Raw genomic sequence first — 19,146 nt, 5'->3', positions numbered from 1 at the left:
ACCTATACTTTACTACAAAAGCCAGAGTATATCACATGTGGAGCATCGGGAAATTTGCAATCGTCGCTGGACAGAAGAAAGCTGAAGCCCGCTGTTACGGGCTCCAGCTTTCTATTGTTTATCTGCATCAGCTAACGGCTGTGCGTCATCGTGCGCGACAAATCCGCTGAAATAGGCATCAGAGATTTGCTGAACGGTTTCTTTATCGCCGTCGGCATCATACATGTATGCGTGTTTTGACTGATCTTGTTTCATTGCCACACCCCTTTTCGATTCACAAATCTATTTTGCGTATGAAGCCGCACAGTTATGAATCGAATCGGGAAGTGTTAAAAATTGTTCAAACAATGCTTCGCCTTTTGAATGGCTTCTTCCACCTTTTTGAATCCCGTCCCGCCTTCACTCATCCTTTTTTCGACGGCATGGTGCGGGTCGAGCACGATGTAGACGTCTTCTTCAAACAGTTCGCTTGCCTTTTCGAACTCTTCAAACGGCAGGCCGCTGAGATAAATGCCTTTTTCGATACAAGTGTAGACAAGCTTCCCGACGACTTCGTGCGCCTCTCTGAACGGCATGCCCTTTTTCGCCAGATAGTCGGCAAGTTCGGTGGCATTTGAAAAATCCTGCTCCGTTGCTTTTTTCATCATATTTTTGTTCACTGTCATCGTTTTCGTCATGCCGGCAAAAATCTCAAGGCTTCCTTCGACCGTTTTCACAGTATCAAACATACCTTCTTTGTCTTCCTGCAAATCTTTATTGTACGCTAACGGGAGCCCTTTCATAATCGTCAGGAGGCCGATCAGATCACCGTATACGCGTCCGGTTTTCCCGCGGATAAGCTCTGCCATGTCCGGGTTTTTCTTTTGCGGCATCATGCTGCTCCCCGTAGCATAAGTGTCATCAAGCTCAATGAATTTAAATTCCTGCGAACACCAAAGAATGATTTCTTCGGAGAATCTTGACAGATGCATCATCAAAATGCTGCTCGCGCTTAAAAATTCAAGGATGAAATCCCTGTCGCTGACGCCGTCCAAGCTGTTTTCATATATCGAGTCAAACCCGAGCAGACCTGCTGAATATTCACGGTCGATCGGAAATGTCGTTCCTGCGAGCGCCCCGCATCCAAGGGGGGACTTGTTAATCCGCTTGAATGAATCATGATAGCGTTCTTTATCGCGCTCAAGCATCCAGAAGTAAGCGAGCAAATGATGCGCGAACGAGATCGGCTGCGCCCGCTGCAGATGGGTGTATCCCGGCAGTATCGTCTCCACATGTTCTTCCGCTTTTTCGATAAGCACGTGTTGAAAAGCCGTAATCAGCTCAATGATATGCTCTGTGTGCCCTTTTAAATACAGGTGCATATCCGTCGCCACCTGGTCGTTTCGGCTTCTGGCCGTATGAAGCTTTCCGCCGAGCGGCCCGATTTCGTCAATGAGCATTTTTTCAAGGTTGAGGTGAATGTCTTCGTAATCGACTGAAAAATCGAGTTCGTTTTTTTCCGCTTTGTGCAAAAGGGATGTCAGGCCTTCTTTTATTTTGACCGCTTCTGCTTCGGTTAAAATGCCGCATTTTTCAAGCATGGAAGCATGAGCGAGAGACCCTGCGATATCTTCTTTCACGAGCGTTTTGTCAAAGTGGATCGATGCGCCGAACTCATCGACCCATTTTTCCGGTGTTTTTTGGAACCGGCCTCCCCACAGCTTTTTCATGCTTTAATCTGCTCCTTTTTTTGGACGATGCTGTTTACTTTCGTCGGCAGTCCCCACAGCTCGATAAAGCCGACGGCAGCGTGATGATCGAACGCATCGTCTTTTGTATACGTCGCCAGTTTTTCATCATACAGGGAGTATTCGGATTTACGCCCTTCAACGATCGCATGGCCTTTGAACAGCTTGACGCGGACGACGCCCGTGACATGCTTCTGCGTTTCTTTCAAGAAACCGGAAAGCGCGTCTTTAAGCGGAGAAAACCACAGGCCGTTATAGATCACTTCAGCCATTTTTTGTTCGATCAGAGGTTTGAAATGCGCCACTTCTTTTACTAATGTCAAATCTTCAAGCTCTTTGTGCGCCTTAATCAAAGTCATCGCGCCCGGGCATTCGTACACTTCGCGTGATTTGATGCCGACAAGGCGGTTTTCAACATGGTCGATGCGCCCCACTCCATGCGCGCCCGCCAGTTCATTCAGCTTTAAAATCAAGTCTGACAGCGAGTAATGAGCGCCGTCAATGGAAACCGGAATGCCCTCTTCAAAAGCGATTTCGATCACATCGGGGGTATCCGGTGTTTTTTCAAGCGGCTTCGTCAAATCATAAGCCCCTTCAGGAGGCGCCGCCCATGGATCTTCCAGAACTCCGCATTCATTGCTTCTGCCCCACAGGTTCTGGTCAATTGAATACGGGCTGTCAAGATTGATCGGAATCGGAATGCCGTGCTTTTCTGCATACGCGATCTCTTCGTCGCGCGACCATTTCCATTCGCGCACAGGTGCCAGTACCTCTAAATCCGGATTGAGCGATTTAATGGACACCTCGAAGCGCACTTGGTCATTTCCTTTGCCTGTGCAGCCGTGAGCCACGGCTTGGGCGTTCTCTTTTTCAGCCACTTCGACCAGCTTTTTGGCGATCAGCGGTCTGGACAGAGCTGATACAAGCGGGTACTTTCCTTCATAAAGCGTATGGGCCTGGAGGGCGGTCAGTGCAAACTCTTTCGCAAATTCTTCTTTTGCATCGATAACATATGAATTAGAAGCCCCGACTTGAAGCGCTTTTTGCTGAACAAATGCGAGATCCTTTCCCTCCCCGACGTCAAGGCAGCAGGCCACTACATCATATCCCTGTTCCTGCAGCCATTTTATCGCGACAGAAGTATCAAGTCCTCCTGAATATGCTAAAACCACTTTTTTCTTTTGCGTCATTTTGAAAAACTCCTCTCATCTCGGTGCTCTTTTTTGTATAAAAATAAGTTTTATTTAATAAAAATACATTTAATATGTATACACTTTAACAAGGAAGTCTGGTTTTTTCAACCTTTTTATAAAAAAAACTTCATTCATTTTTTATGAATGAAGTTCAGTGCATATTCAGCGTTCAGCCGGAGGGCTTTCCGGCTTTATTTTTTCATATCTTTTCTCAGTTCTCTGATGACATGGGCAAGCTCAGGCACAATCAGCTTTGACATTGCAAGCTTAACCGCCCCGCTTGAACCCGGTGTTGCAAACACGGCTTTGTTTTGAATAACACCCGCTGCAGCTCTTGAAAGGATCGCAGCCGCTCCGATATCCTCTGTATAACTCAGCATGCGGAATATCTCCCCAAATCCCGGAATTTCTTTCGAAAAAAGAGGAACGATCGACTCGATTGTTACATCTCTAGAGGCAATGCCCGTCCCTCCGTTTAATAGGATGGCATCGATACGGTCATCAAGACAGCCTTCCAGCACAGCTTTTTGAATCATTTCCTTTTCATCCTTTACAATCTCATAGGAAACGATCTCATGACCGTCTTCCGCTAAAAACTCTTTCATAAGCCGGCCGCTTTTATCTGTGTCTTCCGTTCTTGTATCGCTGACAGTAATAACTTTGCAGTTGACGCGGTCCGGCGCTTCTTTTTTATGTTCCTCAACACTCATGGCTAAATAGCCTCCTTTATACAGTCTTTTTTCATTATAAAGGGGAAGATGCATAAAAAAACAGCCTTCCTTGTAAAGAGAAGGCTGTTTTTTTATTTTTAGTGAGCCAGTCTAACGACGTCTCTTGCAATCATCACTTCTTCATTCGTCGGGATGACGAGGACTTTTACAGGTGAATGCGGATAGCTGATAAACGCTTCTTTTCCACGGACGTTATTCAACGCAGGATCCCAATAGACACCCATGAATTCCAAACCATGAAGAACGCGCTCTCTGACTTCAACGCTGTTTTCCCCGATGCCGGCAGTGAAAATGATCGCGTCTACTCCGCTCATTCTCGCTGCATAAGAACCGATGTATTTATGAATTCTGCTTGCGAATACTTCAAGGGCTGTTTCCGCACGTTCATTGCCTTCTTTAGTTGCTTCGACAATATCGCGCAAATCGCTTGAGAATCCGGAAATACCTAAAAGACCGCTCTTTTTATTGAGTGTGTTCAGGACTTCGTCGGCTGTTTGACCCGTTTTTTCCATAATGAACGGGATAAGCGCAGGATCGATGTTTCCTGAACGCGTACCCATCGCTACACCTGCAAGCGGTGTGAAGCCCATTGATGTATCGATTGATTTGCCGCCTTCAACAGCTGCGATGCTCGCGCCGTTTCCAAGGTGGCAGGAAATCAGGCGAAGTTCTTCAATCGGACGGCCGAGCAGCTCTGCCGCGCGTTCAGTCACATATTTATGAGATGTGCCATGGAAACCGTATTTACGGATGCCGAATTTCTCATAGTATTCGTATGGCAGACTGTACAGATAAGATTGTTCCGGCATTGTTTGGTGGAATGCCGTATCAAAAACAGCCACGGCAGGAACATTTGGAAGTACTTCTTTAAACGCTTTAATTCCGACAATATTAGCCGGGTTATGAAGCGGTGCGAGTTCTGAAATCTCCTCGATCTCATGGATCATTTCATCCGTCAATAAAACGGAGTCGCTGAACTTTTCGCCGCCGTGTACGACGCGGTGTCCGATTCCGTCGATTTCATTTAAATCTTTGATAATGCCGAATTTTGTAAGTTTATCCAGCAGCATTTTTACGGCTACGGAGTGGTCCGGGATATCTGTTGTTTCGGTCTTTTTTTCGTCGTTGACGGAAATCGTGAAGATGCCGTTATCCAGCCCGATTCGCTCAACAAGGCCTTTTGTTAGTACTTTTTCGCTGGGCATTTCGAACAGTTGAAATTTCAATGATGAGCTTCCAGCATTGATTGCAATAATTTTGGACATAAAATGACGCTCCTTTTTACCTATAGTCCGGTGACATTATGTTCAACCCGGATCATAAAAAATATGTATAAAATCGTTCTTAGTAAATTCAAAAAATATCTGCCTTTCTCATTTAAACACTCAAAAGAGTGCATTTCAAGTCACGATCCGACATGTTAACGCTTTCACAAAGAAATTATTATTTTCTGAATATAAAAACAGATCAGAGAATATATCTTCTCTGATCTGCTTATCTTTTTTCAGCTTGAAACCAGTTGTCGAGTTTGGCTGTCATTTTCAGCATCGCATCCTGATTGGCGAATGATGGAACTTGTGCAAGCAGAACTTGTTTAGGCGCTTTCGCCTGTTCGCCATGCTTTTGTAAAACCAAAATGCTCTTCGCGTGTGCCTCATCTTTGAAAATCGACAGCGGAAGCTGAAGCACTGCATTAATATACGCATTGTCCTTTAAAAAGGTACGCAGCTTTTCGCTTTGGCTGCTTTCGAACAATTGGTTCGGAATCATAAAAAATAAATAGCCGCCCGGTTTCGTATAGGTCAAGCTTTGTTCAATAAACAAATGGTGTGAAAAAGAATGGCCTTCATCTGCCTTTAATTCGAAAGCGCGCGCGCTTTCGTCATCAGGATAATATCCGACGGGAAGATCGCAAATGACCGCATCGGCAGGCTCCATAAAAATCGGCTGCAGGCTGTCCTGGTTAAAAAGCTCGATTTCCTTTTCCTGCAGGTTTGCCTGGACATAGGCGAGCTTGATCAGAACGTCATCAATCTCTGAGCCGAACGCTTTTCCGGCTTCACCGGCCAGCTGGTTCAAGACGGCAAGCAGCAGGTTTCCAGTGCCGACCGCCGGATCAAACAGCGTCAATTCTTTTTTGGGTCCGATGAATTTGTTCACCAGATATCCGATAAATAAACCGATTGTATCGGGCGTCATCTGCCGGTTCGGATGGGGAATATCTTTCTGGCCTTTCAGGATGGCAAGCTGGAAGGCTTTTCGGATCGCCTCATGGCTGCATTCTGAAAAACGCGCACGGCCGAGCAGATCCTTCACCTTTTGTTCGGCTTTTTCGGAAAGCCCGCGGTCCGCGGAACCTGTAAAGAATGCCTCTCCTGCTTCCGCCAATCCTTCTATGTAAGGGATCTGCAGGTCACGTGCGATGATTTCCGCTCCTTTGTCAAGCCATTCATAAATCGTTTCGACTGGATAGTTTTGCATGATGATGTCTCTCCTTATCAAAAAATCAAAGCCATGAAAAGAGCTCCGGCAAGATGATCACCTGGAGCCCTTTTATGAGTTGAATTTACTTAACGAGTGATTTGGCAGCTTCGATGGCTTTGTCATAGTCCGGGTGGTTTGTCGCTTCGCTGACGTATTCAGTGTAGACGACTTTTCCGTTTTCATCTAACACAAATACGGCGCGGGCAAGCAATCTCAATTCTTTAATGTAAAGCCCGAATGCTTCCCCAAAAGACATTTCCCTATGATCTGACAATGTTTCCACATTTTCAATTCCGTTTGCTCCGCACCAGCGAGCCTGTGCAAACGGCAGATCCGCGCTGATCGTATACACTTTCACTGAACCGAGGCCTGCGGCTTCTTCGTTAAAGCGGCGGGTCTGCGCGTCACAAACACCTGTATCGATAGACGGAATCACCGAAATAACGGCTGGTTTGCCTTTAATGTCTTGAAGCGTGACTTCCTCAAGCGAATTGGACAAAACAGTGAAATCAGGCGCCTGGTCTCCGACTTTCACTTCTGAACCTACCAGTGTCACCGGGTTTCCTTTAAATGTAATTGAAGCCATCATCATTCCTCCTTCATTTATGTATGACTCTACTATAAAAGAGTTTAGGACAAACTGCAAAGCTTAAGTCCGGCCGAGACAAAAAAAGTTAACTGCTGCAGGAACAGTTAACTTCTGTGGCCGGAAAGCCGAAGCTTTTAAAATGGAGGCGTCTGGTTTTGGCGGTTCATATTTTGCTTTTGCTTATCGTTTTTCTTAAACATATGCTGAATCCGTTCGATCGTTTGCGGGGCTGCGTCTAAAATCTTATCGATGACGTGCGTGTTTTCATCCAAATGCAGGATTTTAACGCCTGATGATCCGACAATCAAAAAAGCAATCGGCGTAATCGATACGCCTCCCCCGCTTCCCCCGCCAAACGGGAGCTTCGATTCTTTTCGTTCACGATCTCCATCGCTCGCTTTGGATTCGGCCGGTTTATTTCCGCCGAACTCGCTTCCGCCAGCCGCAAAACCGAATCCCACTCTGGAGACGGTTAGGATGACGCTGCCGTCAGGTGTTTCTACAGGATCTCCGATAATGGTATTGACATCGATCATTTCCTTTAAATTTTCCATTGCGGTTTTCATCAAACCTTGAATTGGATGTTCAGCCATATTCCATTCCTCCTATACTGATGAATCATTCTTTGTTGAACCTGACAGATTTTTTGGCAGCTTAAATAAGCCGCGCATTTTCCCTTTCCAGTTCATCACGATTCTAAAAGCTGCGGTTATAGCATGGCCAACGCGAAAATGGAATATACATGTCAGATGCGTTTTAGAGGAGCGGCTGTTAAAGACTGGAATCACTTCGTATTCCGGCTGGCTGTCAAAGCAAAAAATCTGATGCAAGAGAGCCATTGTGCCGGCTTTCAGAGACCAGGCGCCTCCCGTGACGATTCCGGTTAAAGCGGCATCAGGAAAGCCGAGGACTGAGGTCCATTCGAGCTTCGTGATGTGAATCCGCTTCATAAATCGGCGGATAAGCGGCTGCAGATTGATGACCTGTTCCACCAATTTTTTGATTTGCTTCGTATTATCGAACACTTCCCGATAGCCGACTTTTCTCCTCTTTTTATCGTTTTTTAGAGCCGTATTCGTCTGTTCTTTTACATCAACGGTCATATCCTGCTGATTGATTTTAATCACCGGAATTTCCTTTTTGAAGCGCAGAAGCCCAAAACCTGTTCGAACTTTAAAGGTCAGCCGGTCGTCATCGTCTGTATGAAGATATTCGATCGCGATGCGGATTTTCATCATCATTAACGCTGCCAAAAGAAGGAATACTCCCGCAATCCATATGTAAATCATGATTTCACTTCCTCTTATACTAATCATTATAGGAAGAAATTCGAAAAAATAAACATAGACGGAGCTTATTCCAGGCAGCAAAAAAACCCGGCTGTCTTTCAGCAGCCGGGTTTGATACGCTCAGTCTTTTTTTCGATACAGCTTTTCATGAATAACCGCCGTGTCCGCAAAGAAATCGTGAATCCCCTGTTTCTTTGGCGAAAATGCAGCAACGAGATACGTAATATACAAACTGTTGATATAGCGGCCGATAAGCTCCCTAAACAAGATCACATCCCATGTCAGCCCTTTTTCCGGGGCAAGCGACACGACCTTCAGCCCGAATACCATCTTGCCCAACGTCTGTCCGAAATACTTCGTCATCAGGACGAAATAAGCGAAAAATACTGCCGCCGTTACAAAAGAATAAAGCGAAAAGGTGAAAAACCCTGATTCTTTAGGGAGATTCAGCAGGCTGAAAACAGGTGAAACCGCTAATTTGTTGATGCTGCCGACAACAATCCCGTCAAGCAGAAAGGCAAACAGCCTGATCCAAAAACCGGCATATGCATGCTCTACATGCGGGGCCGATTCTTCCCTGGAAACACCGGCGTCCGGTGATAATTCATTATGATCCTTTCCATCATAAGTCACATCCATTTTTTCGGTCCCCTCCTATTTAGCGTATAAATACATGAGTCTCGGTGCGCCGGATTGAGAAATTGCTTCTTTAATGTTTAAGAAATCGGCTTCGCTTTTAAACATCTTATTTGCAGTCATCGAAAAGAGCGACGCAAGGCCGGCCGATTCTTCATAGCTGACAACAGACGCTCCGGCAAGGTTTTTGTGGTCTTTTTTCATCGCTTTGACCGCATCCTCATAGTAGCCGAGCTCATCAATGAGATGGTTCTGTTTCGCCTGGCGGCCGTCATAAACGCGTCCGTCGGCAATTTTTTTCACGTCATTTTCGGACATGCTGCGTCCGTCGGCTATAACATCGACAAATCCTTCGTACGCGTCATCGACCATTGACTGCATGATTTCTCTTTCTTTTTTCGTCATATCGCGCGTCGGTGACATGATGTCTTTAAACTCACCGCTTTTGATCGTTTCCGTTTTCAATCCAAGCTTTTCTGCAAGCTTGCTGTAGTTAAGGCTTTCCATGATGACCCCTAGTGAACCCGTCAGCGTGTCCGGCGCTGCAAAGATTTTGTCGGCAGGCGTTGAAATGTAATAGCCTCCAGATGCAGCCATCGAGCCCATTGATACGTAAATCGGTTTTTTCGTATCTTTTTTGATCTCTTCAAGCTTCTTATGTATTTCGGCGCTTTCGTATACTCCGCCACCCGGAGAATTGACGCGCAGAATAATGCCCTTTACAGCAGAGTCGTCTTTTGCTTTTTCAAGCATTTGCAAAAACGATCTGTGGTTATAGCCTTCAGAGCTGAACAAGCCAGAAGCGCCGCCATTGTCGGAAATCGTTCCGTTCACTTCAAGCACGGCGATTTTTCTTGAGCTGTTTCCTTCTTCAAGCACCGTTTCTTCCTGGGTGTCATTAAGGCCAAACTGCATCTTTCCGTCATTCCCCATCGTGTCAAATACTGCTAGCAAAAGGCTCACCACCGCAGATAACGCAAAAACGCCCAGCGCGATGACAAGTGCGATCCATCTTTTCGCATTCATTTTGTCTGTTCTCCTCCTTTGAATAAAAAAAGCTGCATGTCTTAGTACGTATATGAAGAGAAAAAGTTCAGTATGATGCCGCTTCATATACAAGAAGTTTTTGGACATGGTAAACTAAGGGTCACAGGTCATTTTAACATACATGTTAGATGGCAGAAAAATCTAAACTTAACAGACAAAGGGGAGAATGATTGTGACAGACCGCCGGAACATTTATTTCTTTTACAAAAAAAGCGAAGAAACCGACGAGCAGTGCAAAAAACTGAAACACCTTGCAGAAGAACACGGATTTCGCGTCGTTCACCACCACAATGAAGCCAATATTATCGCAAGCATCGGCGGCGACGGGACATTTTTGCAGGCGGTTCGAAAGACGAATTTCAGGGATGACTGCCTGTACGTAGGCGTGGCCAAAAAGGGGAAAGCTCATTTGTATGCGGATTTTAATATACATGATACCGATAAAATGATTGAAGCGACAAACTCTGAACAAATCGAGGTCAGAAAATATCCGCTGATCGATGTAACCGTTGACGGGACAAGCTTTCAATGTCTGAATGAGGTATCCATCCGTTCAAGCATTATTAAAACATTTGTGATGGACGTTTATATTGATGATCTTCACTTTGAAACATTCCGCGGGGACGGAATGATCGTGTCCACTCCGACCGGAAGCACCGCGTATAACAAATCGGTTGAAGGGGCCGTCGTTGATCCGCTGCTTCCATGCATACAGGTGACAGAGCTCGCTTCATTGAACAACAACACATACAGAACGCTCGGATCTCCGTTTATTTTAAGTGCGGATCGAAAGCTGACATTAAAAATCGTCCAAGACGGGAACGACTATCCGATCATCGGCCTTGATAACGAAGCCTTCAGTACGATGCATGTAAAAGAAGTCGAAGTCAGCCTCTCAGGCAAGATGATCAAAACCATTAAATTAAAAGACAATTCGTTTTGGGAAAAAGTAAGGCGCACATTTCTATAATTTTGAAAACCTTTTCATTAATAAAGAGCGGGATGTTCTTCCTGCTCTTTTTTGCGGTTGTTTATCACGAAATTTTCATTTCCGCATTCATGCCGGGCAGCAAGCACTTTGGCGGACGAATTTAATATCGACACATCGGATTGCCTCAAAAGTGCTCCTCCTTCCGGTTTTTATATATCGTATTACAAGTTGTATTACGCATCCTTTTTTCTATAAATCAACAGATTAAAAAGAAAAAGGCTGGTGATCGTCTGACCAACAGCCTTTAGCCGATTATTTGCTCCACTTTTTAAAATCCTGATTCAGTCTGATCAAATGAGTTTCCAATGTGCTCAGTTCTTCTTTTGTCCAGTCTTGAAGAACCTCCGTGTATACATGATAGCGAGCCTTTTGCACTTTTTTCAGAGTATCAATGCCCTCCGAAGTCATTTCTACAAGGCTGATCCGGCCGTTGTTGGGATCGGGAAAACGCCTGATGAGCTTTTTCCGTTCCAATGCTGCAACCTGTCTGCTCGCTGTCGAAAGATTCAGCATTAAGGTTTCAGCCAGCGAGTTGATGGCAAGAGGACTTTGCTTATCAAGCTCGCTTAACAGCAGATATTCCGAGCGGTCCAGACTTCCGAACCGCGGACTGTAGGCCGTCGTCAGACGGACTAAAAGCGCGATTTCCTTCTCGATGTTTCGGAGTGAGTCATGCCCCAAAGGATATTCCCCCCCTCTTGTGTGGTTATTCAGCTTTTGTTTTAAGAACGATTTCCCGTTGTCTTAGTTCAAAGCGCTTAATTTTCGCCGATGGCGTTTTCGGCAGTTCTTCGATGAATTCTATCTCCCGGGGGTATTTATAAGGGGCCGTCATGGCTTTTACATGGTTTTGCAATTCCTTTGTCAGTTGTTCATTTCCGCGGGATCGATCCTTTAAGACAACATATGCTTTCACGATCGATCCCCTGATTTCGTCAGGGCTTGCCACAACAGCACATTCTTTGACCTCAGGATGCTTGATCAGTGCATCTTCAACTTCAAACGGGCCGATTGTATATCCTGAACTGATGATCACATCGTCATTGCGGCTTTCAAACCAGAAATAGCCGTCTTCATCCTTTCGCGCCTTATCCCCTGTTATAAAGTAATCTCCTCTTCTTTGGCGGAGCGTTCGTTCTTGATCTTTGTAATATTCTTTAAAGAGTGCCGGCGTGCTTAAGTGGACGGCGATATCGCCCGTTACGCCCGGCGGACAGCTCTTTCCATTCCCGTCTATAATATCAACCAGGTTTCCAGGCGTCGGTTTTCCCATGCTTCCAGGCTTGATTTTCATTCCTTTTAAAATCCCCACCAACAGCGTGCTTTCCGTTTGTCCGTATCCGTCCCGCACATCAATATGAAAATGCTTTTTAAATGTATCAATGACTTCCCTGTTCAACGGCTCCCCGGCCGAAACAGCGCTGTGCAGAGAAGACAGGTCAAAGCGGGACAAATCATTGACTTTCGCCATGAATCGATACTCTGTCGGCGTACAGCACAGCACATTGATTTGATGGCGCTCAATCAGCTGCAAATACGTTTCCGGCGTAAATTTCCCGTGATAGATAAAGCCGGCTGCACCGCTGCCGAGCACTGCTAAAAACGGGCTCCATACCCATTTTTGCCAGCCCGGCCCCGCTGTTGCCCAGACGAGATCCCCTTCTGAAATATCAAGCCATGCGGAAGCTGTCGTTCTTAAGTGAGCATAAGCCCAGCCGTGTGTATGTACAACTCCTTTTGGCTGACCGGTCGTGCCTGATGTGTAAGATAAAAATGCGATGTCATCGCGAGAGGTATCAGCCGCTTGAAAATCCGCGGCAACGGCCTGATTCATTTCTTCAAGCAGGTTGATCCACCCTTCTCTGCTTTCACCGACGGCAAATAACGACAGCTCATCTTTTGCTTGAACATCTAGAAAAGCATCAAGAAATGCTGAATATACGACGGCTCCTTTGACGCCGGCATGCTTGATCCTGTAATCCAAGTCTTTCGCCCGGAGCATTTCGGAACATGGGATGACCACCATTCCGGCTTTTAAAATGGCCATGTAGACGGCATACGTCTCCGGGATCCGCGGCATCATCACGATAAGCTTGTCACCTTTTTTCAGTCCAGAACGGGTCAATATGCTGCCGATTTTGTAAGCCCTTTCAATTAATTTTTCATAAGTCCAAGACACTTGACGTCCTGATTCATCTTCCCAGATCAAAGCGGTTTTATCACGGGAAGATTTAAATTTTTCAATTTCATCAACCGCGTTATACTTCTCCGGCGCAATCAAATCTTCTCTTCTCAACCCATCCATCTCCTTGTCTTGTGCCATCTTTTTATTATACATAATCCTTTCATACAATTGTATTCCGAAATGCCTATTTTGCAGAACATAAAAAAGAGTGGGGATTAAACCCCACCCATTATCCATTGCTTTTTAATTTTAATTATTGTTGTGTTCCACCCATTTGCTGTTGAGCGAAAGAAACTAAACGCTTAGTGATTTCTCCTCCAACTGAACCGTTTGCACGAGAAGTAGTTTCTGCTCCAAGGTTAACGCCAAATTCAGAAGCAATTTCGAATTTCATTTGGTCGATAGCTTGAGCAGCACCAGGAACCAATAGTTGGTTAGAACTGCTTTGTCTGTTGTTTTGAGCCATGTGTTCTCACCTCCTTGTGAGTATAGATTGTGTAAAAACACATGACTTCATACAAAGAATGTTTGGTAATTGTATGCAAAAAACAGACAAAGGCGTTTGATCGAATATTCCTTTAGAAAAAGTCCGCAAATTGATCTTTCGTTTCCGCTTTGCTGCTCAAAACAATCGTTTCTGTGTTCTCCACAGCTTCGTTGATGAGCGGTTCGAAATCTGTGTAGCTTTCAAAGTGTTCGATTTTTTCTTTTTTCGGACGCGTTTTCGGCGCAGAAGGCGTGAAGATCGTGCAGCAGTCTTCGTACGGACGTATGCTGATATCGTACGTATCGATTTCCTTCGCTTTTTCGATGATTTCCGTCTTATCCATGCCGATTAAAGGGCGCAAAACCGGCGTGCTCGTGACCGCGTTGATGGCATACATGCTTTCGAGCGTCTGGCTTGCCACCTGGCCGAGGCTTTCTCCTGTAAAAACGGCAAGCGCGTTATGTCGTTCGCGCAGTTTGTCGGCGATCTGCAGCATCAGCCTTCTGGTCGCCGTCATGGAATAGTTTTCGGGAATCTGCTTTTGAATGAGCTCTTGGGTTTTCGTAAACGGAACGATATGAAGCTTGATGTCTCCGCCGAAAGCCGTAAGGCGTTTAGTGAGATCAATCACTTTTTGCTTGGCCCGTTCGCTTGTATATGGCGGGCTGAAAAAGTGAACAGCTTCGATCTCAAGCCCGCGCTTCATGGCATAGAACCCGGCAACAGGGCTGTCAATTCCGCCGGATATCATAAGCATCGCTTTTCCTCCGCTTCCGACCGGCAGTCCGCCCGCACCTTTTTCATCCCGGAATGTCAAATACGTAGCATCTTCCCGAATTTCGATCCGCAAATGGATGTCCGGGGAATGAACGTCAACGGTAAGATCATCGGTGTTGCGCAAAATGTGTCCGCCGATTTCGGCATTCATCTCATTTGTATTTAATTCAAACTGCTTGTAAGCCCTTTTCGTCGATACTTTAAAGGTATCTCCGGGCTTGTATTGTTCTTGAACAGACGCGAGCGCCGTCTCTTTAATGCTTTCCAGATCTGTCCGGCACTTCACGGCAAGACTGAACGATTGGATGCCGAAAACGTTTTTCAGACGGGCCATTACGGCTTCCGCGTCTTCTCCGTTTAATACGAGGGTCATCCTGTCACGTGTTGACTCATAACGGACGTTGCGGAAATCGCGCAAGACCATTTTGATATTTCTTTTCAGGCGATCGACAAAAAGCTTTCTGTTCTTTCCTTTTGTTGAAATTTCGCCAAATCTGATTAAAATATAGTCTTCATTCATTGTGTCTCTACCTCATAATTCCTTTTAGTTTGTGTAAACTTTCTTTTAAGGCCGTCATAAACGGGCCGACAATCTCCTGATTGTCCCGGTATGTCATACTGATTCTGATGCTGCTTGCCGCTGCATCTTCACCTTTTCCCATTGCTAAAAGCACCTTGCTCGGCTTATGCTGTTTTGAAGAGCATGCTGATGTCGTCGATACGAAAATACCCCGCTCTTCTAGCATATGCAAAAGGACCTCGGCCTTCAATCCCGGCACGGAAAAATTAATGATATGCGGCGCGCTGTTTTCTTCCGGCGTATTTAATATAACACCTTTTAGCTCTTTTAGCTCCTTGATAAAAGCCAATTTTGCCGCCTTTATTTCTTCTATATAATGGTTATAATCCTGTTTTGACATATTGATCGCTTTTGCAAGCGTAACAGCGCCGGCGGTATTTTCAGTTCCGGCACGCCTGTTGTTCTGCTGTTCTCCTCCGGAAATCAAAGGAAAAAGCGAAATCCGTTCGTTCAGAATGAGCGCTCCTGTTCCTTTTAAGCCGTGAAATTTATGACCCGATATCGTACAAAGGTCAATGTCCGCCCCGGAGATGTCCAGCGGAACCTTGTTAATGCCTTGAACGTGATCAACATGAAAGTATGCCCTTGTGTTTTCTTTTACGATTTTGCCGATGTCTTCCACAGGCTGGATGACACCTGTTTCATTGTTGACGTGCATGATGCTCACCAGAATCGTGTCTTTGCGGAGCGCTTGTTTCAGATCTTCAAGCGAAACAAATCCGCGGCTGTCGACAGGAAGATATGTAACCTCAAAGCCGAAGGCTGTCTTCAGCTGCTCCAAAGATTCCGTCACAGACGGATGTTCAATGGAGGAAGCAATAATATGTTTTCCTTTTTGCATATGTGCCAAAGCAATGCCTTTCAGCGCCATGTTGTTGGCTTCTGATGCCCCGGACGTAAACACGATATCATGACTTTTTAGCGAAAGCGCCGTTTTGATCTGTTTCCGCGCTTCTGAAAGCAATTGATCCGCTTCAATGCCGTGGCGGTGCAGTGACGACGGGTTGCCGAAGAAGCGCTGATTTACTTGTTCATAAATTTGTAATAATTCAGGATATGGTTTTGTTGTTGAACTATTATCAAGATAAATCATGATCTACTCCTTTAAAAATGAACGTTCTTTTTCATGACTGTATATGTTATCATATCAACTTGTAATTGAAAATTAAAAATAAATGTTTGACTTCTCTGATTTTTAAAATATAATAGTCTTTGGACTTTTGTCATATTATATCACGAAAATAAATTGACAGAAAATTTAAACAACAAACCAGGAGGTTCTTTTTAATGAAAACTTCACTATCCGCTAAGGAAACGACGGCGATTGGACTTATGCTGTTCGCCCTCTTTTTCGGAGCGGGAAATATGATTTTTCCTCCCCAGCTCGGTCAAGCTGCCGGAGAGAATGTTTGGCCGGCTATCATCGGATTCTTGCTGACAGGCGTCGGTCTTCCGCTGCTCGGCGTCATCGCGGTTGCTCTAAAAGGGAGTGCAAAAGGCCTAGCTGACAAAGCCCATCCGGTCTTCGGCACGATATTAATCGTCAGCATTTATTTGACGATCGGACCTTTGTTTGCTATTCCGAGGACAGGAAATGTTTCATACGTGATAGCGGTGGAGCCGTTTTTAGGGAAACATTCATCAAGTCTTTATCTGTTTATCTTTACCCTGATATTTTTCGGAATCACTTATTTCCTGGCTTTAAACCCAAGCAAGCTTGTTGACCGCATCGGTAAAATTTTAACACCGATATTATTGACTGTAATCGCAATATTAGTCATCAAAGCGTTTATCACCCCGATGGGCAGCATCGGCTCTGTGACAGAGGCCTATCAATCCGCACCTCTGTTTGTCGGATTTTTAGAAGGATATAAAACGATGGATGCGATCGCTTCAATCGTATTTGGAATTGTCGTTATTACCGCGATTAAAGACCGCGGCGTTACAAATCCAAAGTCAATCGCCGCTTCATGCATCAAAGCGGGGATCGTCGCTGCAGTCGGTCTCGGACTCGTTTATGTTTCTCTCGCTTATTTAGGGGCGACAAGTGTTGAAACCGTCGGTTCGCTCAACAACGGCGGCGAAATATTGTCCAAAGCTTCCGCGTATTTATTCGGCTCGCTTGGAAATGCCGTGCTCGGTATCGCGATCTTGTTCGCCTGCCTGACGACGAGCGTCGGACTCGTTTCCTCTTGCGGAGAGTATTTTTCAAAGCTGATTCCGAAGCTCTCTTACAAAGCTGTTGTCATCATCGTGACGCTTTTCAGCCTTGTGATTGCCAATTTCGGACTGACAGAAATCATCTCGTTTTCAGTTCCGATTCTGTCGGCGATTTATCCGCTTGCGATCGTCGTCGTTTTGCTCTCTTTCATTGACAAGCTGTTTGCTGAACGACGCGAAGTCTATATCGGTGCCCTTATCCCGACTGGAATTTTAAGCATCATCGACGGATTAAACGCGGCGAAAATTCCGCTGGGTCCGGTAAACGATATCTTAAAAGCGAACATCCCGCTGTTCAGCATGGGTGTCGGCTGGGTCATTCCGGCTGTTATCGGCGCGGTGATCGGTTACATTGTGACATTTTTCATCGCTTCGCCGAAAGACAAATTAAAGAAAGTCAGCTGATCTTTGAAAAACCGGCTCTGTTTTTAAACAGGGCCGGTTTTTTTATTTTTCATTGCAGCTATAGACAAAAAAACCCGACACGCCTTTTCACGTGCCGGGTTTTTGCTCTATTCAGGCTGCTTCGCGTCCGCTGCAAGCCGGGCAACTGCTCCCGGCGACGCTTTTTCGACCGCTCTGGCGGCAATGTCGTAAGCCTCTTCATACTGATATGCATAAAAACTTTTTTCTGCTTCTTTGAGCTGTTCGGAAAGAATCCGGTCCTGGCTTCTGAAGCGGTTGCCATATTGGATGATGCGTTCGATCAGCAAAACCATTTCAACCAGTTCATCCGTCTTTGTTTTCACTTCTGTGACAAGCTGTTCCGCCTCTTGAAGGCGTTCGTTCACCGCATCCATGTTCAGCGGCAGCTCATTCAGCTGTTCTGTCACTTTCTGCACAGTCGTCTGCGACTGCCGGATCTTTTCGGTTATGGCTTCCGGAATCCCTGGAACATTGCTTTTCTCCAGGCTCCGAGCCGTATCCTTGATCGTCTGCTTTAATTGCTTGAGAAGCTCTCTTGCCTGAAGCTCTTCTTTTCTCAGCATTTGCAGCATGTCCCTGTATTCGTCATGCTCCCGTTGAGCGGCTTCCATCTGCTTTTCGATATCCGCAAGCTCTTCCTTTAACAGCGAGTAGGCGACATGTTTCTGATCAAGCCTTTCTTTCACTTGTTCGAACTGCTTTTCGATCATTTCAAGGCGCTTTTCGTATGACTGCTGTTTCTCCAGTTCTCCGGTTGTCAGTCTGTAGCCTTTCTTGACGAGTTCGGTTTCAGCTTCGGTATCCTTTTTGGAGGCTTCAAGCTTTTCCAATGCAGCGGCAAGCTCAGGCACTTTCCCAAAAATTTCCTGCCCTGCTTCGACTTCATGCTCCAGCTGGTTATACAGCGTCTGGATCGTTTCATCAATCATCTGCACGATTGCGGCGGCTTCTTCTAAATCAAGTTCGTCCAAAAGCGCACCTTCAGCACGCTTCAATTCTTTCAAAAGGTTTTCGAGCTCCTTCTCCACTTGAATATGATCGAGCTTGTACCCTTTATCGATCATTTCCTGATAGCCGGCTTTCAATTTGGCGAGTTCCTGCGGAACGGTCTGCTTGCAGCTTGCAAGCAGTTTCGGCACATCGTCTATGTATGATTGAAGCTCTTCAAGCAAACGGTCTTGGGCGAGCAGCACCTTTCTGGCTTCTATATAATTTCCGCCTTCTGTTTCCTCTTCAAACTGTTTAATGCCTTCCCACACGGTATCGAGGTCGGTTTCAATTTTCTCATAGAGGTCTCCGTACAGGTGACTGTATGCCAAAAGGTTTTTCCGCACTTTTGTATACCGTTCTTTTACCTCTTCGATTTCTTTGCGGTTCTGCTCTTCGCTCGAGACAAGATCGGCGATTTCCTTTAAGATGTCTTCAATGTTGGATTCAGCCGCTGATAAAAGATTCTCAATATGCGCGAGCACCTGTTTCGATTTTTGAAAACGGTATTTGTCGGCGCAATCCTCGGCTTCAAACAGAAGCTCTTCGACTTTGGGCATATGCGAGGTGACGATTTCATCCCATTCCCGGCGCCACCTTTCAAAGAATTCCTCAGTCTGCCCCGTCATTTTCAGATGCTTGATTTTTGACATCTCTTCCACGATCGATCGGTTCATGATTTCGATTTTCCAAGCTTCTAAACGGTCGATCTCTTTATATATATTTTTTCTGAATAAGTAGCCCGTAGCGAATAAGATTAAAAATAACGCCAGTAAGCCAATGACAAACTCCATAAT

Annotated in this window: 20 protein-coding genes; 2 read left to right on the top strand and 18 right to left on the bottom strand. The window is 45.6% G+C overall.

What is annotated here, in order from left to right:
- Positions 1-111: 111 nt before the first annotated feature.
- The 11 genes from M1E06_RS06080 to sppA form a co-directional block, all read right to left on the bottom strand.
- On the bottom strand, positions 112-255 hold the full coding sequence (locus tag M1E06_RS06080) for a hypothetical protein (protein ID WP_020452574.1): 144 nt from the start codon (positions 253-255) through the stop codon (positions 112-114).
- 74 nt (positions 256-329) lie between these two features.
- On the bottom strand, positions 330-1,709 hold the full coding sequence (gene argH / locus M1E06_RS06075) for an argininosuccinate lyase (RefSeq protein ID WP_020452575.1): 1,380 nt from the start codon (positions 1,707-1,709) through the stop codon (positions 330-332).
- Positions 1,706-2,917: an argininosuccinate synthase gene (locus M1E06_RS06070; protein WP_020452576.1), complete on the bottom strand. Its 1,212-nt coding sequence runs from the start codon at positions 2,915-2,917 to the stop codon at positions 1,706-1,708. Before M1E06_RS06070 ends, argH begins: the two co-directional genes overlap by 4 nt.
- Positions 2,918-3,111: 194 nt before the next feature.
- Entirely contained in the window at positions 3,112-3,630 is a 519-nt protein-coding gene (locus M1E06_RS06065; RefSeq protein WP_023855497.1) for a MogA/MoaB family molybdenum cofactor biosynthesis protein, read from the bottom strand.
- A gap of 98 nt (positions 3,631-3,728) precedes the next feature.
- Positions 3,729-4,916: an acetate kinase gene (locus M1E06_RS06060; RefSeq protein ID WP_020452578.1), complete on the bottom strand. Its 1,188-nt coding sequence runs from the start codon at positions 4,914-4,916 to the stop codon at positions 3,729-3,731.
- A gap of 229 nt (positions 4,917-5,145) precedes the next feature.
- Positions 5,146-6,132 (bottom strand): class I SAM-dependent methyltransferase, encoded by a 987-nt coding sequence (locus M1E06_RS06055; protein WP_020452579.1) that lies wholly within the window; start codon positions 6,130-6,132, stop codon positions 5,146-5,148.
- 85 nt (positions 6,133-6,217) lie between these two features.
- A complete protein-coding gene (tpx, locus tag M1E06_RS06050) occupies positions 6,218-6,721 on the bottom strand; it encodes a thiol peroxidase (protein WP_023855499.1) in 504 nt (167 codons plus the stop codon).
- Positions 6,722-6,858: 137 nt separating this feature from the next.
- Complete coding sequence (gene ytfJ / locus M1E06_RS06045) at positions 6,859-7,317, bottom strand: GerW family sporulation protein (protein ID WP_020452581.1); 459 nt, start codon at positions 7,315-7,317, stop codon at positions 6,859-6,861.
- A 12-nt stretch (positions 7,318-7,329) separates the two neighbouring features.
- Positions 7,330-8,013, bottom strand: coding sequence for a DUF2953 domain-containing protein (locus tag M1E06_RS06040; RefSeq protein WP_020452582.1), 684 nt, complete (start codon positions 8,011-8,013; stop codon positions 7,330-7,332).
- A 120-nt stretch (positions 8,014-8,133) separates the two neighbouring features.
- A complete protein-coding gene (locus M1E06_RS06035; protein ID WP_039072911.1) occupies positions 8,134-8,652 on the bottom strand; it encodes an RDD family protein in 519 nt (172 codons plus the stop codon).
- A gap of 15 nt (positions 8,653-8,667) precedes the next feature.
- Entirely contained in the window at positions 8,668-9,675 is a 1,008-nt protein-coding gene (gene sppA / locus M1E06_RS06030) for a signal peptide peptidase SppA (RefSeq protein ID WP_020452584.1), read from the bottom strand.
- 193 nt (positions 9,676-9,868) lie between these two features.
- Here sppA and M1E06_RS06025 point away from each other — a divergent pair, with 193 nt between their 5' ends.
- Positions 9,869-10,666, top strand: coding sequence for an NAD kinase (locus M1E06_RS06025; RefSeq protein WP_020452585.1), 798 nt, complete (start codon positions 9,869-9,871; stop codon positions 10,664-10,666).
- Between the two features lie 17 nt (positions 10,667-10,683).
- Here the strand turns inward: M1E06_RS06025 and M1E06_RS06020 are convergent, their stop codons facing one another.
- The 6 genes from M1E06_RS06020 to M1E06_RS05995 form a co-directional block, all read right to left on the bottom strand.
- Positions 10,684-10,815 carry a hypothetical protein gene (locus tag M1E06_RS06020; RefSeq protein WP_261378146.1) on the bottom strand — a complete coding sequence of 44 codons (132 nt, stop codon included), beginning with the start codon at positions 10,813-10,815 and terminating at the stop codon, positions 10,684-10,686.
- Positions 10,816-10,939: 124 nt separating this feature from the next.
- A complete protein-coding gene (locus M1E06_RS06015; protein ID WP_020452586.1) occupies positions 10,940-11,368 on the bottom strand; it encodes a MarR family winged helix-turn-helix transcriptional regulator in 429 nt (142 codons plus the stop codon).
- A gap of 25 nt (positions 11,369-11,393) precedes the next feature.
- Complete coding sequence (gene mbcS, locus M1E06_RS06010) at positions 11,394-12,992, bottom strand: acyl-CoA synthetase MbcS (RefSeq protein WP_035339327.1); 1,599 nt, start codon at positions 12,990-12,992, stop codon at positions 11,394-11,396.
- Positions 12,993-13,125: 133 nt separating this feature from the next.
- Positions 13,126-13,338 (bottom strand): alpha/beta-type small acid-soluble spore protein, encoded by a 213-nt coding sequence (locus tag M1E06_RS06005; protein ID WP_003184396.1) that lies wholly within the window; start codon positions 13,336-13,338, stop codon positions 13,126-13,128.
- Between the two features lie 112 nt (positions 13,339-13,450).
- The gene (gene thiI / locus M1E06_RS06000) at positions 13,451-14,656 is read right to left on the bottom strand and encodes a tRNA uracil 4-sulfurtransferase ThiI (protein WP_023855502.1); all 1,206 of its coding nucleotides are present in this window, start codon (positions 14,654-14,656) and stop codon (positions 13,451-13,453) included.
- 7 nt (positions 14,657-14,663) lie between these two features.
- On the bottom strand, positions 14,664-15,809 hold the full coding sequence (locus M1E06_RS05995; protein ID WP_020452589.1) for a cysteine desulfurase family protein: 1,146 nt from the start codon (positions 15,807-15,809) through the stop codon (positions 14,664-14,666).
- A 194-nt stretch (positions 15,810-16,003) separates the two neighbouring features.
- Here M1E06_RS05995 and brnQ point away from each other — a divergent pair, with 194 nt between their 5' ends.
- On the top strand, positions 16,004-17,341 hold the full coding sequence (brnQ, locus tag M1E06_RS05990; protein ID WP_020452590.1) for a branched-chain amino acid transport system II carrier protein: 1,338 nt from the start codon (positions 16,004-16,006) through the stop codon (positions 17,339-17,341).
- Positions 17,342-17,448: 107 nt separating this feature from the next.
- On the opposite strand, the gene ezrA is transcribed toward brnQ, so the two are convergent.
- Positions 17,449-19,143 (bottom strand): septation ring formation regulator EzrA, encoded by a 1,695-nt coding sequence (gene ezrA / locus M1E06_RS05985; RefSeq protein ID WP_035338182.1) that lies wholly within the window; start codon positions 19,141-19,143, stop codon positions 17,449-17,451.
- Positions 19,144-19,146: the final 3 nt, after the last annotated feature.

Source organism: Bacillus sp. AK124 (assembly GCF_053903085.1).
This window is presented reverse-complemented; position numbering and strand designations above follow the sequence as displayed.

Coding starts and splice junctions, on each gene's coding strand:
- M1E06_RS06080 (WP_020452574.1), bottom strand. CDS start 255: ATGAAACAAGATCAGTCAAAACACGCATACATGTATGATGCCGACGGC.
- argH (WP_020452575.1), bottom strand. CDS start 1,709: ATGAAAAAGCTGTGGGGAGGCCGGTTCCAAAAAACACCGGAAAAATGG.
- M1E06_RS06070 (WP_020452576.1), bottom strand. CDS start 2,917: ATGACGCAAAAGAAAAAAGTGGTTTTAGCATATTCAGGAGGACTTGAT.
- M1E06_RS06065 (WP_023855497.1), bottom strand. CDS start 3,630: ATGAGTGTTGAGGAACATAAAAAAGAAGCGCCGGACCGCGTCAACTGC.
- M1E06_RS06060 (WP_020452578.1), bottom strand. CDS start 4,916: ATGTCCAAAATTATTGCAATCAATGCTGGAAGCTCATCATTGAAATTT.
- M1E06_RS06055 (WP_020452579.1), bottom strand. CDS start 6,132: ATGCAAAACTATCCAGTCGAAACGATTTATGAATGGCTTGACAAAGGA.
- tpx (WP_023855499.1), bottom strand. CDS start 6,721: ATGGCTTCAATTACATTTAAAGGAAACCCGGTGACACTGGTAGGTTCA.
- ytfJ (WP_020452581.1), bottom strand. CDS start 7,317: ATGGCTGAACATCCAATTCAAGGTTTGATGAAAACCGCAATGGAAAAT.
- M1E06_RS06040 (WP_020452582.1), bottom strand. CDS start 8,013: ATGATTTACATATGGATTGCGGGAGTATTCCTTCTTTTGGCAGCGTTA.
- M1E06_RS06035 (WP_039072911.1), bottom strand. CDS start 8,652: ATGGATGTGACTTATGATGGAAAGGATCATAATGAATTATCACCGGAC.
- sppA (WP_020452584.1), bottom strand. CDS start 9,675: ATGAATGCGAAAAGATGGATCGCACTTGTCATCGCGCTGGGCGTTTTT.
- mbcS (WP_035339327.1), bottom strand. CDS start 12,992: ATGGATGGGTTGAGAAGAGAAGATTTGATTGCGCCGGAGAAGTATAAC.
- M1E06_RS06005 (WP_003184396.1), bottom strand. CDS start 13,338: ATGGCTCAAAACAACAGACAAAGCAGTTCTAACCAACTATTGGTTCCT.
- thiI (WP_023855502.1), bottom strand. CDS start 14,656: ATGAATGAAGACTATATTTTAATCAGATTTGGCGAAATTTCAACAAAA.
- M1E06_RS05995 (WP_020452589.1), bottom strand. CDS start 15,809: ATGATTTATCTTGATAATAGTTCAACAACAAAACCATATCCTGAATTA.
- brnQ (WP_020452590.1), top strand. CDS start 16,004: ATGAAAACTTCACTATCCGCTAAGGAAACGACGGCGATTGGACTTATG.
- ezrA (WP_035338182.1), bottom strand. CDS start 19,143: ATGGAGTTTGTCATTGGCTTACTGGCGTTATTTTTAATCTTATTCGCT.